The following is a 12285-nucleotide window of genomic DNA, read 5'->3' on the forward strand; positions in this document are numbered from 1 at the left end:
TACCCAGATGACCACCCGTATCCTCACCGGTATCACCACCACCGGCACCCCGCACCTGGGCAACTACGCCGGCGCCATTCGCCCGGCCATAGTCGCCAGCCGCGCCGCCGACGCCGATTCCTTCTATTTCCTCGCCGACTACCACGCGCTGATCAAGTGCGACGACCCGGCGCGCATCCAGCGTTCGCGTCTGGAGATCGCCGCGACCTGGCTGGCGCTGGGTCTGGATACCGACAAGGCGACCTTCTATCGCCAGTCCGACATTCCCGAGATCCCCGAGCTGTGCTGGCTGCTCACCTGTGTCGCCGGCAAGGGCCTGCTCAACCGCGCCCATGCCTACAAGGCGTCGGTGGACAAGAACGTCGAGGCCGGTGAAGACCCGGATGCCGGCGTGACCATGGGCCTGTTCAGCTACCCGGTGCTGATGGCGGCGGACATCCTGATGTTCAACGCGCACAAGGTGCCGGTCGGCCGCGACCAGATCCAGCACGTGGAAATGGCGCGCGACATCGGTCAGCGCTTCAACCACCTGTTCGGCCAGGGCCGTGAGCTGTTCACCCTGCCGGAAGCGGTGATCGAGGAAGAAGTGGCGACCCTGCCTGGCCTCGACGGGCGCAAGATGAGCAAGAGCTACGACAACACCATCCCGCTGTTCGGCACGGCCAAGCAGCTGAAGGACGCCATCGCCCGCATCGTCACCGACTCCAAGCTGCCGGGCGAGCCCAAGGATGTCAAGGGCTCGCACCTGTTCACCCTGTACCAGGCCTTCGCCAGCCAGGCGCAGCAGGCCGAGTTCCGCGCCGAGCTGGAAGGCGGCCTGGCCTGGGGCGAGGCGAAGAACCGCCTGTACCAGCTGCTGGAAAGCGAACTGGGCGAGGCGCGCGAGCGCTACAACGCGCTGATCGCCCGTCCTGCCGATCTGGAGGACATCCTCCTGGCGGGCGCGGCCAAGGCGCGCAGGATCGCCACGCCGTTCCTCGGCGAGCTGCGCGAGGCGGTCGGCCTGCGCTCGTTCCGTGAGCAGGTGCAGGTGGCTGGCGGCGAGAAGAAGAAAGCGGCCAAGAGCGCGCGCTTCGTCAGCTTCCGCGACGACGACGGCAGCTTCCGCTTCCGCCTGCTGGATGCCGCCGGCGAGCAGCTGCTGCTGTCGAAATCCTTCGCCGATGGCAAGGCCGCCGGCCAGGCCAGCAAGGCCCTGCAGTCCGGCGCCGAGCTGGATGTGCGCAGCGAGGGGCTGAGCTTCTCGGTGTGGCTGGGCGACGAGCAGATCGGCGACAGCCCGGCCTTCGTCGACGACGGCGCGCTGCAACAGGCCATCGCCCGCCTGCACGAGGCGCTCGCGCCGCAGGAATGATGCGCACGGCATGATTGCCAAGCACGGGGTGCGTCGCTAAAGTGACCGCCCCGTTTTTGTTACCGAAGTTCCCAGCATGACTCCTCTTGAGCGTTATCAGGCCGATCTGAAGCGGCCGGACTTCTTCCACGATGCCGCACAGGAAAACGCCGTGCGTCACCTGCAGCGTCTGTACGACGAGCTGGTGGCCGATTCCAAGGCGTCCGGCCTGCTCGGCAAGCTGTTCGGCAAGAAGCGCCAGGGGCCGATCAAGGGTATCTACTTCTGGGGCGGCGTCGGCCGCGGCAAGACCTATCTGGTCGACACCTTCTTCGATGCGCTGCCGTTCGAGCAGAAGATGCGCACCCACTTCCACCGCTTCATGAAGCGCGTGCACGAGGAAATGCGCACCCTCAAGGGCGAGAAGAACCCGCTGACCATCATCGGCAAGCGTTTCGCCGACGAGGCGCGGGTGATCTGCTTCGACGAGTTCTTCGTCAGCGACATCACCGATGCGATGATCCTCGCCACTCTGCTGGAAGAGCTGTTCAAGAACGGCGTGAGCCTGGTGGCCACCTCCAACATCGTGCCGGACGGCCTGTACCGCGACGGCCTGCAGCGCGCGCGCTTCCTGCCGGCCATTGCCCTGCTCAAGGAGCACACCGAGATCGTCAACGTCGACAGCGGCGTGGACTATCGCCTGCGTGCCCTGGAGCAGGCCGAGCTGTTCCACTTCCCGCTGGACGCCGAGGCCGAGACCAGCCTGGAGAAGAGCTTCCGCAGCCTGCTGCCGGAGCACTGCGTGGTGGAAGAGAACAAGACGCTGATGATCGAGAATCGCCCGATCGTCGCGCGCAAGGAGGGCGACGACATCGCCTGGTTCGACTTCCGCGAGCTGTGCGACGGCCCGCGCAGCCAGAACGACTACATCGAGCTGGGCAAGATCTACCACGCGGTGATCCTGTCCAATGTCGAGCAGATGAGCGTGGCCAAGGACGACATGGCGCGGCGCTTCATCAACCTGGTGGACGAGTTCTACGACCGCAACGTCAAGCTGATCATCTCCGCCGAGGTGGAGCTGAAGGATCTGTACAGCGGCGGCCGGCTGAACTTCGAGTTCCAGCGCACCCTCAGCCGCCTGCTGGAGATGCAGTCGCACGAGTTCCTCTCGCGTCCGCACAAACCCTGAGCCGGCAGGCTCGGACACGAAAAGGGCTGCCCAGGGGCAGCCCTTTTGCGTTTCAGGCGGCCTGCGCTCAGGTGGCCTGCACTCAGGCGCCGTCCTTGTGCTGGAACTGGCGGCGATACTGGTTCGGCGACAGCCCGGCGTGCTGGCGGAACAGGCGGGCGAAGAAGCTGGCGTCGTCGTAGCCGACTTCGTAGCTGATGGTCTTGATGCTCTTGCGGGTGGAGGAGAGTAGGCCCTTGGCCGTTTCGATGCGCAGGCGCTGCAGGTAGTGCAGCGGCTTGTCGCCGGTCGCCGCCTGGAAGCGCCGCATGAAATTGCGGATGCTCATGCCGTGTTGGCGCGCCACGTCCTCGATGCGGAACTTCTCGGCGAAGTGCTCCTCCAGCCACTGTTGTACCTGCAGGATGGCCACGTCCTGGTGCAGCTTCTGCCCGCCGAAGCCGATGCGCCCCGGGCTGTAGCTGCGCTGGGTCTCGTAGAGGATGTCGCGCGCCACGCCCTGGGCGATGCCGGCACCGCAATAGCGCTCGATCAGGTAGATGTAGAGGTCGCAAGCCGAGGTGACGCCGCCGGCGCAGTACAGGTTGTCGGCGTCCGACAGGTGTTTTTCCTGGTTGAGCAGCACCCTGGGGAAGCGCTCGGCGAACTCGCGGAAGAAGCGCCAGTAGGTGGTCGCCTCCTTGCCGTCGAGCAGTCCGGCCTGGGCCATCCAGAACACGCCGGTGGCCTCGCCGCAGATCGCGCTGCCGGCGGCATGGCGCTCACGCAGCCAGGGAATCACCTGCGGGTAGCGCTGACAGAGGACGTCGAAATCGCCCCAGAAGGCCGGCAGGATGATCACCTCGGCGTCGTCCAGGGCGCCGTCCACCGGGATCAGCGCCTCGCTGAAACTGGTCACCGCCAGGCCGTCCGGGCTGAGCACGCGGATCTGGAAGGCCGAGCCGGCGCCTAGGCCCTGCTGCTTGCCGTGGCGCATCCCGGCCATGTGGAAGAAGTCGCGGGCCTGCATCAGGGTGGCGGCGAACACGCCGTCGGTGGCGAGTATGGCGATGCGTGTGGGCGGCATGGTTGTTGTTCTTGTAGGTGGTTAAATGGTCATGGCGTGGCTGGATCGTCTTATTTTTTGTCGCATGTGTCCAGTGCCCCCGGCGCGAGCGCTGGCCTAGAGTGGGTCTCACCCAACGACCACTCAGATACAGGTGTAACAATGATTCCAAGAACCCTGTTCAGCTCCGAGCACGAGCTGTTCCGCGAGTCCGTGCGCAAGTTCTTCGAGCAGGAGGCCGTGCCCTTCCATGCGCAATGGGAGAAGGATGGTCATATCGACCGCGCGCTGTGGAACAAGGCGGGCGAGGCCGGCATGCTCTGCTCGCATATCCCGGAGGAGTACGGCGGCATGGCCGCGGACTTCCTCTACAGCGCCGTGGTGATCGAGGAACAGTCGCGCCTGGGCCTGTCCGGCGTGGGCTTCTCCCTGCATTCGGATATCGTCGCGCCCTACATCCTCCACTACGGCACCGAAGAGCAGAAGCTGCACTACCTGCCCAAGCTGGTCAGCGGTGAGCTGGTCACCGCCATCGCCATGACCGAGCCGGGCACCGGCTCCGACCTGCAGGGGGTGAAGACCACCGCCGTGCTGGATGGCGACGAGTACGTGATCAACGGCTCCAAGACCTTCATCACCAACGGCTGGCTGGCCGACCTGGTGATAGTGGTGGCCAAGACCGACCCCAAGGCCGGCGCCAAGGGCATCAGCCTGTTCCTGGTGGAGGCCAAGACCCCGGGCTTCTCCAAGGGCAAGCGTCTGGAGAAGGTCGGTATGAAGGCCCAGGACACTTCCGAGCTGTTCTTCCAGGATGTGCGCATTCCCAAGGCCAACCTGCTGGGCAAGGAGGGCATGGGCTTCGTCTACCTGATGCAGGAACTGCCGCAGGAGCGCCTGACCGTGGGCGTCGGCGCCATCGCCTCGGCCGAGGCGGCGCTGAAGTGGACCCTGGACTACACCCGCGAGCGCAAGGCCTTCGGCCGTCCGGTGGCGGACTTCCAGAACACCCGCTTCAAGCTGGCCGAGATGGCCACCGAGATCCAGGTCGGCCGCGTGTTCGTCGATCGCTGCCTGGAGCTGCACCTGAACAAGAGGCTCGATGTGCCGACCGCGGCGATGCTCAAGTACTGGGGCACCGACCTGCAGTGCAAGGTGATCGACGAGTGCGTGCAGCTGCACGGCGGCTACGGATACATGTGGGAATATCCGATCGCCCGCGCCTGGGCCGACTCGCGGGTGCAGCGCATCTACGCCGGCACCAACGAGATCATGAAGGAAATCATCAGCCGCGCCCTGTAAGGCTGGCAGATGCGAAAAGCCCGGCTCTGGCCGGGCTTTTTCGTTCAGGGTGCCGGGTTGGGCTGTTCGCGGTGGATCGCCTCGATGGCGGCCAGCAGTTCGTCGCTCAGCTCCAGGCTGAGGCTGCCCAGGTTGCTCTCCAGCTGCTCCAGGCTGGTGGCGCCGATGATGTTGCTGGTGACGAAGGGCTGCCGGGTGACGAAGGCCAGGGCCATCTGCGCCGGGTCCAGGCCATGCTCCTTGGCCAGCGTCACGTAGCGGCTGCAGGCGGCGATGGCCTGCGGGTTGGTGTAGCGGGCGAAGCGGCTGAACAGGGTGATGCGCGCGTTGGCCGGGCGGGCGCCGTTCTCGTACTTGCCGGTGAGCATGCCGAAGGCCAGTGGCGAGTAGGCAAGCAGGCCGCACTGTTCGCGCATCGCTACCTCGGCCAGGCCGACCTCGAAGCTGCGGTTGAGCAGGTTGTAGGGGTTCTGGATCGACACCGCGCGCGGCAGGCCCAGGCTGTCGGCCAGCTGCAGGTATTTCATCGCGCCCCAGGCCGTCTCGTTGGACAGACCGATGTGGCGGATCTTGCCGGTCTTCACCTGTTCGCCGAGTACCTCCAGGGTTTCCTGCAGCGGGGTGAAGTCCTGTTCCTGGTGGCGATAGCCGAGTTGGCCGAAGAAATTGGTGCTGCGCTCCGGCCAGTGCAGCTGGTAGAGGTCGATCCAGTCGGTCTGCAGACGCTTGAGGCTGTCGTCCAGTGCCGCGACTATGTGCCGGCGGTTGTGCTTGAGCTGGCCGCCGCGGATGTAGTCGATGCCGTTGCCGGGGCCGGCCACCTTGCTCGCCAGCACCCAGTCGGCGCGGTTGCCGCGGGCCTTGAAGTAGTTGCCGATGATGCGTTCGGTGGCGCCGTAGGTATCGCGGCGCGGCGGCACCGGGTACATCTCGGCGGTATCGAGGAAGTTGATGCCGCAGGCCCTGGCGCGGTCGATCTGGGCGAAGCCCTCGGCCTCGCTGTTCTGTTCGCCCCAGGTCATGCTGCCCAGGCACAGGGCGCTGACCTGCAGATCGCTGCGGCCCAGTTGGCGATATTCCATGTGCTGCTCCTTGGTTCAAGCGCAAAGGCCAAGCATAAAGCAGGTTGCTATTTCTGCAGCAATCGGCATAATTCCGCGGCTTTCTCGGCGGGGATGCCTAGCCTGTTCGAGAAGGAAGGTGGGGATGCCTAGCCCACCGAACCCCCGCCGTAGCGGACGCGCTGACCCGAGCCCCCGACAGCGTCTGTTTCCGGCTGTCTTTGACCTTGTCAAAGCAAGCACTATTCAGTAAGATCCGCCGTCTTATTTTCAGGGCGGCCCCTGAGGCTATAGCGAATGAAGACTTTTACTGCAAAACCGGAAACTGTTAAGCGCGACTGGTACGTCGTCGACGCTGCAGGTCAGACCCTGGGTCGTCTGGCCACCGAAATCGCCAGCCGTCTGCGCGGCAAGCACAAGCCGGAATACACCCCGCACGTTGACACCGGCGACTACATCGTCGTGATCAACGCCGAGCAAGTGCGTGTCACCGGCGCCAAGACCAGCGACAAGATGTACTACTCGCACTCCGGCTTCCCGGGCGGCATCAAGGAAATCAGCTTCGAGAAGCTGATCGCCAAGGCCCCCGAGCGCGTGATCGAGACCGCGGTCAAGGGCATGCTGCCGAAGAACCCGCTGGGTCGCGACATGTATCGCAAGCTGAAGGTGTACAAGGGTGCCAACCACCCGCACACCGCTCAGCAGCCCCAAGAACTGAAGATTTAACGGAATAGTTCATTATGTCGGCGACTCAAAACTACGGCACTGGCCGTCGCAAGACCGCAACCGCGCGCGTATTCCTGCGCCCGGGTACTGGCAAGATCTCCATCAACAACCGCAGCCTGGATAACTTCTTCGGCCGCGAGACCGCTCGCATGGTCGTGCGTCAGCCGCTGGAGCTGACCGAGACCACCGAGAAGTTCGACATCTACGTCACCGTGCTCGGTGGTGGTGTCAGCGGCCAGGCCGGTGCCATCCGTCACGGCATCACCCGCGCCCTGATCGAGTACGACGAGAGCCTGCGCAGCCCGCTGCGTAAAGCCGGTTACGTCACTCGTGATGCCCGTGAAGTCGAGCGTAAGAAAGTGGGTCTGCGCAAAGCGCGTAAGCGTCCGCAGTACTCCAAGCGTTAATTCGCTGCTACGTTCAAAGGCGCCCAGTTTCCTGTTGGAACTGGGCGTTTTTTATTGTGCCGGTTTTTCTCTGCGACAACCTGTCGCATTGGTGAAAAGCCCGATTTGCAAGGCCTGCGACCATTTTGTATCCGGTAATTACCTTGTCAGAAAAGGGGCTTTTCTTTACCATTCGGCAAATTTTGTGCGGCCCGATTTATTACTTAGTAGAGGCCTGACAACAGGCCACAAAGCTGATGGGAGACGACTGAATGAGCAATGACGGCGTGAATGCAGGCCGGCGTCGCTTCCTGGTGGCGGCCACCTCGGTGGTCGGCGCTGCCGGAGCGGTGGGTGCTGCGACTCCGTTCGTGGGGTCATGGTTCCCCAGTGCCAAGGCCAAGGCGGCTGGTGCACCGGTGAAAGTGAATATCGCCAAGGTCGAACCCGGCCAGCAGATGGTTGCCGAATGGCGCGGTCAGCCGGTGTTCATCGTGCGCCGCACCGAGGAAATCCTGGCCAACCTGGCCAAGATCGAGGGCAGCGTTGCCGATCCCGAGTCCGCCGCCTCCGTGCAGCCGGACTATGTCGACAAGAAGAACCGCTCGATCAAGCCGGAAATCCTGGTGCTGGTCGGCCTGTGCACCCACCTGGGTTGCTCGCCGTCCTTCCGTCCGGAAGTGGCGCCGGCGGATATGGGGCCGGACTGGGTCGGTGGTTACTTCTGCCCCTGCCACGGCTCGCGCTATGACATGGCCGGTCGTGTCTACAAGGCCCAGCCCGCGCCGCTGAACCTGCCGGTTCCGCCGCATTCCTACGAGTCCGATGACGTCATGATCATCGGCGTGGACCAGGAGAAAGCATGATGGAAAAATTCATGGCCTGGATCGATGCGCGCTTCCCCGCGACCAAGATGTGGGAAGACCATCTGAGCAAGTACTACGCTCCGAAGAACTTCAATTTCTTCTATTTCTTCGGTTCGCTGGCCCTGCTGGTGCTGGTTAACCAGATCCTCACCGGCATCTGGCTGACCATGAGCTTCACCCCGTCCGCCGAGGAGGCCTTCGCCTCTGTCGAGTACATCATGCGCGACGTGGAGTACGGCTGGATCATCCGCTACCTGCACTCCACTGGTGCCTCCGCGTTCTTCGTGGTGGTCTACCTGCACATGTTCCGCGGCCTGCTCTACGGCTCCTATCAGAAGCCGCGCGAGCTGGTGTGGATCTTCGGCATGCTGATCTACCTGTGCCTGATGGCCGAAGCCTTCATGGGCTACCTGCTGCCGTGGGGTCAGATGTCCTACTGGGGTGCCCAGGTGATCATCTCGCTGTTCGGTGCCATCCCGGTGATCGGCGATGACCTGACCCAGTGGATCCGTGGTGACTACCTGATTTCCGGCATCACCCTGAACCGCTTCTTCGCCCTGCACGTGATCGCCCTGCCGATCGTCCTGCTCGGCCTGGTCGTGCTGCACATCCTGGCACTGCACGAAGTAGGTTCGAACAACCCCGATGGTGTGGACATCAAGAAGAACAAGGACGCCAACGGCGTACCGGTCGACGGCATCGCCTTCCACCCGTACTACACCGTGAAGGACATCGTCGGTGTGGTGGTCTTCCTGTTCGTGTTCTGCGCCGTGGTGTTCTTCTTCCCGGAGATGGGCGGCTACTTCCTGGAGAAGCCGAACTTCGAGCAGGCCAACCCGTTCAAGACCCCGGCTCACATCGCCCCGGTTTGGTACTTCACCCCCTTCTACGCCATCCTGCGCGCCGTGCCGGACAAGCTGCTGGGTGTGATCGCCATGGGCGCGGCCATCGCCATCCTGTTCGTCCTGCCCTGGCTCGACCGTAGCCCGGTCAAATCCATGCGCTACAAGGGCTGGATGAGCAAGATCTGGCTGGTGATCTTCTGCGTGTCCTTCGTGATCCTCGGCGTGCTGGGCGTGCTGGCACCGACCCCGGGTCGTACCCTGCTGTCGCAGATCTGCACCGCGCTGTATTTCGCCTACTTCATCCTGATGCCGTTCTACACCCGGATGGAGAAGACTAAACCGGTTCCGGAAAGGGTGACTGGCTGATGAAGAAGCTATTTGCTGCATTTGTGTTCGCTGCTCTGCCGGCTTTCTCGCTGGCCGCAGGTGGGGTTGAATATCCGCTGGACAAGGTGGATATCGACCTGACCGACAAGGCCGCCATGCAGGATGGTGCGCGCACCTTCGCCAACTACTGCATGGGCTGCCACAGTGCCAAGTTCCAGCGCTACGAGCGCGTGGCCAAGGACCTGGGCATCCCGGAAGAGCTGATGCTGGAGAACCTGGTGTTCACCGGTGCCAAGATCGGTGATCACATGAAGATCGGCATGCAGCCCGAAGACGCCAAGGTCTGGTTCGGTGCCGCCCCGCCCGACCTGACCCTGGTGGCGCGCGTGCGTGGCACCGACTGGCTGTACACCTACCTGCGCACCTTCTACGAGGACCCGACTCGTCCGCTGGGTGCCAACAACAAGGTGTTCCCGAACGTCGGCATGCCCAACGTGCTGGTCGGCCTGCAGGGTCGCCAGGTCATCGGCTGCAAGCAGGTTCAGGTGGTCGAGGATGGCAAGAAGCAGTACGACCCGCTGACCGGTGCGCCTATCACCCATGAGGCCTGTGATCAGCTGACCGTGGTGCCGGAAACCGGCAAGCTGAGCGAGGCCGAGTTCGACGAGAAGATTCACAATCTGGTGACCTTCCTCGCCTACTCGGCCAACCCGGTCAAGCTGGAGAGCCAGCGCATCGGTACCTATGTGCTGCTGTACCTGGCCTTCTTCTTCGTGTTCGCCTACCTGCTGAAGCGCGAATACTGGAAGGACGTGCACTGATACCCCGCGTTACCGCTGTCGACGCACGCGCCCCATGGGCGCGTGCGTCTTTCTGTTTCTGCTATTCCGAAAGCGAGGAGGGCGCCATGGCCGCGACCAATAAGCTGGCCTGTTATTCCGACCCTGCCGATCACTATTCCCATCGCGTGCGCCTGGTGCTCGCCGAGAAGGGTGTCGCTGCCGAGATCATCGATGTCCAGGCCGGGCGCTGCCCGCCCAAGCTGGCCGAGGTGAACCCCTACGGCAGCCTGCCGACCCTGGTCGACCGCGACCTGGCGTTGTACGAGTCCACCGTGGTGATGGAGTACCTCGACGAGCGTTACCCCCATCCGCCGCTGCTGCCGGTCTATCCTGTGGCCAGGGCCAACAGCCGTCTGCTGATCCACCGCATCCAGCGCGACTGGTGCAAGCTGGTCGATCAGATTCTCGATTCGCGCACCAAGGAAGCCGACAAGGCACTCGCGCGCAAGGAGTTGCGCGAGAGCCTGACCGGCGTGTCGCCGCTGTTTGCCGACAAGCCATACTTCCTCAGCGAGGAGCTGAGCCTGGTGGACTGCTGTCTGCTGCCGATCCTCTGGCGCCTGCCGCGGCTGGGTATCGAGCTGCCGCGTCCGGCCAAGCCGCTGCTGGACTACATGGAGCGGATGTTCGCCCGCGAGGCCTTCCAGGCCAGTCTGTCCAGCGTCGAGCGCGATATGCGCTGAGTAGGAGGAGAGCCGAGATGAATTCCAGTCGTCCCTACCTGGTGCGTGCGCTCTACGAGTGGATAGTCGACAACGACTGCACGCCACACCTGCTGGTCAATGCCGAGTTCCCCGGGGTGCGGGTGCCGGCCGGCTATGCCAACGATGGCCAGATCGTCCTCAACGTGTCGCCCAGCGCCGTGCGCAACCTGCACATGGACAACCAGGCGGTCAGTTTCGAGGGGCGCTTCGGTGGCGTGGCCCATACCCTGTTCATTCCGGCCGGCGCCATGCTGGCGATCTATGCGCGGGAGAATGGCCAGGGCATGGTCTTCGAGCTGGAGCCGCCGGTGGATGACGAGGAGGCGCCGGAGCCGGATGACGATGGCCCGACCGGTGGCGAGCCGCCCAGGCCCAGTGGGCGGCCCAGCCTCAAGGTGGTCAAGTAGGCAACAAAAAAGGCGATCCGAGGATCGCCTTTTTCATGTCTGCCGCCGGATGGCCGGCCCCGGCTCAGTTGGTGTACTGGTACAGCTGCACGACCTTCTGTACGCCGGACACGCTCTGCACCACGCGCGTGGCGTTGGCGCCTTCGGCGCGGGTGACCAGGCCCATCAGATAGACGATGCCGTTCTCGGTCACCACCTTGACCCGGGCGCTCGGCACCTGGCTGTCGAACAGCATCTGGGTCTTGATCTTGGTGGTCAGCGCCGCGTCGTTGCTGCGTGCGGCCAGTGAGCTGGGCTGCAGGACCTGCAGCTCGTTGTGCACCTTGGTCACGCCCTGCACGGTGCGCGCCACCTGGGCGGCCTTGTCCTTCAGGTCGGCGCGCGGGGTCTGGCCGGCCAGCAGGATCACGCCGTTGTAGGCGGTCACCACGATGTGCGAGGTGGGGGCGGTGAGGTCGGCGTGGCTGCGGGAGATGCTGTTGGCCACATTGGGCTCGAGGAACTGATCGTCGATCTTGTTGCCGATGCTGCGGTTGCTGCAGCCGCCCAGTACCAGGCTCAGGGCAAGGGTGGCGAGGATCAGGGCATTGCGGGTCATTCTTCACTCCCGAACAGTTGACGGTCGATCAGGTCGCACAGGCAGTGGATCGCCAGCAGGTGCACTTCCTGAATGCGTGCGGTGACCTTGGAAGGCACGCGGATTTCCACATCCTCCGGCAGCAGCAGCGAGGCCATGCCGCCGCCGTCGCGGCCGGTCAGGGCGACCACCACCATCTCGCGATCATGGGCGGCCTGGATGGCCTGGATCACGTTGGCCGAGTTGCCGCTGGTGGAGATCGCCAGCAGCACGTCGCCGGGACGGCCGAGGGCGCGAATCTGCTTGGAGAACACCTCGTTGTAGCTGTAGTCGTTGGCGATCGAGGTGATGGTCGAGCTGTCGGTGGTCAGGGCAATGGCCGGCAGGCTGGGGCGCTCGCGCTCGAAGCGGTTGAGCAGCTCCGAGGAGAAGTGCTGCGAGTCGCCGGCCGAGCCGCCGTTGCCGCAGGCGAGGATCTTGCCCTCGCCCAGCAGCGAATGGACCATCACCTGGCTGGCGTGCTCGATGAAGGGCACCAGCACTTCCATGGCTTGCTGCTTGGTGTCGATGCTGGCCTGGAACATCTGGCGAATACGGGATTGCATATCCATGGAGGCGGAACCTTAGGTGTGCTGGCTGAGACAGCCGGGAAAAGGCGAAGTTGCAGCGGTTTTTACC

Annotated in this window: 14 protein-coding genes; 10 read left to right on the forward strand and 4 right to left on the reverse strand. The window is 63.9% G+C overall.

Annotated features, from left to right (window positions below):
• The first annotated feature begins 7 nt into the window (after positions 1–7).
• Together DMO17_RS17895 and zapE are read left to right on the forward strand one after the other, a co-directional pair.
• Positions 8–1354, forward strand: coding sequence for a tryptophan--tRNA ligase (locus DMO17_RS17895; RefSeq protein ID WP_110683829.1), 1347 nt, complete (start codon positions 8–10; stop codon positions 1352–1354).
• Between the two features lie 76 nt (positions 1355–1430).
• Positions 1431–2522 carry a cell division protein ZapE gene (gene zapE, locus DMO17_RS17900; protein WP_021701329.1) on the forward strand — a complete coding sequence of 364 codons (1092 nt, stop codon included), beginning with the start codon at positions 1431–1433 and terminating at the stop codon, positions 2520–2522.
• An 82-nt stretch (positions 2523–2604) separates the two neighbouring features.
• On the opposite strand, the gene DMO17_RS17905 is transcribed toward zapE, so the two are convergent.
• A complete protein-coding gene (locus DMO17_RS17905) occupies positions 2605–3588 on the reverse strand; it encodes a GlxA family transcriptional regulator (RefSeq protein WP_110683830.1) in 984 nt (327 codons plus the stop codon).
• Between the two features lie 141 nt (positions 3589–3729).
• Between DMO17_RS17905 and DMO17_RS17910 the strand changes: the two genes are divergently transcribed.
• Complete coding sequence (locus tag DMO17_RS17910; RefSeq protein ID WP_110683831.1) at positions 3730–4866, forward strand: acyl-CoA dehydrogenase family protein; 1137 nt, start codon at positions 3730–3732, stop codon at positions 4864–4866.
• 44 nt (positions 4867–4910) lie between these two features.
• Here the strand turns inward: DMO17_RS17910 and DMO17_RS17915 are convergent, their stop codons facing one another.
• Positions 4911–5948, reverse strand: coding sequence for an NADP(H)-dependent aldo-keto reductase (locus DMO17_RS17915; RefSeq protein ID WP_110683832.1), 1038 nt, complete (start codon positions 5946–5948; stop codon positions 4911–4913).
• Positions 5949–6224: 276 nt separating this feature from the next.
• On the opposite strand from DMO17_RS17915, the gene rplM reads away from it, so the two are divergent.
• From rplM to DMO17_RS17950, 7 genes are all read left to right on the forward strand, one after another.
• Entirely contained in the window at positions 6225–6653 is a 429-nt protein-coding gene (gene rplM, locus DMO17_RS17920) for a 50S ribosomal protein L13 (RefSeq protein WP_021701333.1), read from the forward strand.
• Between the two features lie 14 nt (positions 6654–6667).
• Positions 6668–7060: a 30S ribosomal protein S9 gene (rpsI, locus tag DMO17_RS17925; RefSeq protein ID WP_021701334.1), complete on the forward strand. Its 393-nt coding sequence runs from the start codon at positions 6668–6670 to the stop codon at positions 7058–7060.
• A 251-nt stretch (positions 7061–7311) separates the two neighbouring features.
• The gene (gene petA, locus DMO17_RS17930) at positions 7312–7905 is read left to right on the forward strand and encodes a ubiquinol-cytochrome c reductase iron-sulfur subunit (RefSeq protein WP_110683833.1); all 594 of its coding nucleotides are present in this window, start codon (positions 7312–7314) and stop codon (positions 7903–7905) included.
• Positions 7905–9116 carry a cytochrome b gene (locus DMO17_RS17935; RefSeq protein WP_061903413.1) on the forward strand — a complete coding sequence of 404 codons (1212 nt, stop codon included), beginning with the start codon at positions 7905–7907 and terminating at the stop codon, positions 9114–9116. The genes petA and DMO17_RS17935 overlap by 1 nt, the downstream gene beginning before the upstream one ends.
• Complete coding sequence (locus DMO17_RS17940; RefSeq protein WP_110683834.1) at positions 9116–9898, forward strand: cytochrome c1; 783 nt, start codon at positions 9116–9118, stop codon at positions 9896–9898. Before DMO17_RS17935 ends, DMO17_RS17940 begins: the two co-directional genes overlap by 1 nt.
• An 86-nt stretch (positions 9899–9984) precedes the next feature.
• The gene (locus DMO17_RS17945) at positions 9985–10602 is read left to right on the forward strand and encodes a glutathione S-transferase N-terminal domain-containing protein (protein ID WP_110683835.1); all 618 of its coding nucleotides are present in this window, start codon (positions 9985–9987) and stop codon (positions 10600–10602) included.
• A gap of 17 nt (positions 10603–10619) precedes the next feature.
• A complete protein-coding gene (locus DMO17_RS17950; RefSeq protein ID WP_110683836.1) occupies positions 10620–11030 on the forward strand; it encodes a ClpXP protease specificity-enhancing factor in 411 nt (136 codons plus the stop codon).
• 64 nt (positions 11031–11094) lie between these two features.
• On the opposite strand, the gene DMO17_RS17955 is transcribed toward DMO17_RS17950, so the two are convergent.
• Both DMO17_RS17955 and DMO17_RS17960 read right to left on the reverse strand, forming a co-directional pair.
• On the reverse strand, positions 11095–11628 hold the full coding sequence (locus tag DMO17_RS17955) for a BON domain-containing protein (protein ID WP_110683837.1): 534 nt from the start codon (positions 11626–11628) through the stop codon (positions 11095–11097).
• The gene (locus DMO17_RS17960) at positions 11625–12218 is read right to left on the reverse strand and encodes a phosphoheptose isomerase (RefSeq protein ID WP_110683838.1); all 594 of its coding nucleotides are present in this window, start codon (positions 12216–12218) and stop codon (positions 11625–11627) included. Before DMO17_RS17960 ends, DMO17_RS17955 begins: the two co-directional genes overlap by 4 nt.
• Positions 12219–12285: the final 67 nt, after the last annotated feature.

It is taken from the genome of Aquipseudomonas alcaligenes, assembly GCF_003205495.1.
Lineage (GTDB): Bacteria > Pseudomonadota > Gammaproteobacteria > Pseudomonadales > Pseudomonadaceae > Aquipseudomonas > Aquipseudomonas alcaligenes_B.

What these genes read in the sequence shown, in the direction of transcription:
- DMO17_RS17895 (WP_110683829.1), top strand. Translation starts at nt 8, where the DNA reads ATGACCACCCGTATCCTCACCGGTATCACCACCACCGGCACCCCGCAC.
- zapE (WP_021701329.1), top strand. Translation starts at nt 1,431, where the DNA reads ATGACTCCTCTTGAGCGTTATCAGGCCGATCTGAAGCGGCCGGACTTC.
- DMO17_RS17905 (WP_110683830.1), bottom strand. Translation starts at nt 3,588, where the DNA reads ATGCCGCCCACACGCATCGCCATACTCGCCACCGACGGCGTGTTCGCC.
- DMO17_RS17910 (WP_110683831.1), top strand. Translation starts at nt 3,730, where the DNA reads ATGATTCCAAGAACCCTGTTCAGCTCCGAGCACGAGCTGTTCCGCGAG.
- DMO17_RS17915 (WP_110683832.1), bottom strand. Translation starts at nt 5,948, where the DNA reads ATGGAATATCGCCAACTGGGCCGCAGCGATCTGCAGGTCAGCGCCCTG.
- rplM (WP_021701333.1), top strand. Translation starts at nt 6,225, where the DNA reads ATGAAGACTTTTACTGCAAAACCGGAAACTGTTAAGCGCGACTGGTAC.
- rpsI (WP_021701334.1), top strand. Translation starts at nt 6,668, where the DNA reads ATGTCGGCGACTCAAAACTACGGCACTGGCCGTCGCAAGACCGCAACC.
- petA (WP_110683833.1), top strand. Translation starts at nt 7,312, where the DNA reads ATGAGCAATGACGGCGTGAATGCAGGCCGGCGTCGCTTCCTGGTGGCG.
- DMO17_RS17935 (WP_061903413.1), top strand. Translation starts at nt 7,905, where the DNA reads ATGGAAAAATTCATGGCCTGGATCGATGCGCGCTTCCCCGCGACCAAG.
- DMO17_RS17940 (WP_110683834.1), top strand. Translation starts at nt 9,116, where the DNA reads ATGAAGAAGCTATTTGCTGCATTTGTGTTCGCTGCTCTGCCGGCTTTC.
- DMO17_RS17945 (WP_110683835.1), top strand. Translation starts at nt 9,985, where the DNA reads ATGGCCGCGACCAATAAGCTGGCCTGTTATTCCGACCCTGCCGATCAC.
- DMO17_RS17950 (WP_110683836.1), top strand. Translation starts at nt 10,620, where the DNA reads ATGAATTCCAGTCGTCCCTACCTGGTGCGTGCGCTCTACGAGTGGATA.
- DMO17_RS17955 (WP_110683837.1), bottom strand. Translation starts at nt 11,628, where the DNA reads ATGACCCGCAATGCCCTGATCCTCGCCACCCTTGCCCTGAGCCTGGTA.
- DMO17_RS17960 (WP_110683838.1), bottom strand. Translation starts at nt 12,218, where the DNA reads ATGGATATGCAATCCCGTATTCGCCAGATGTTCCAGGCCAGCATCGAC.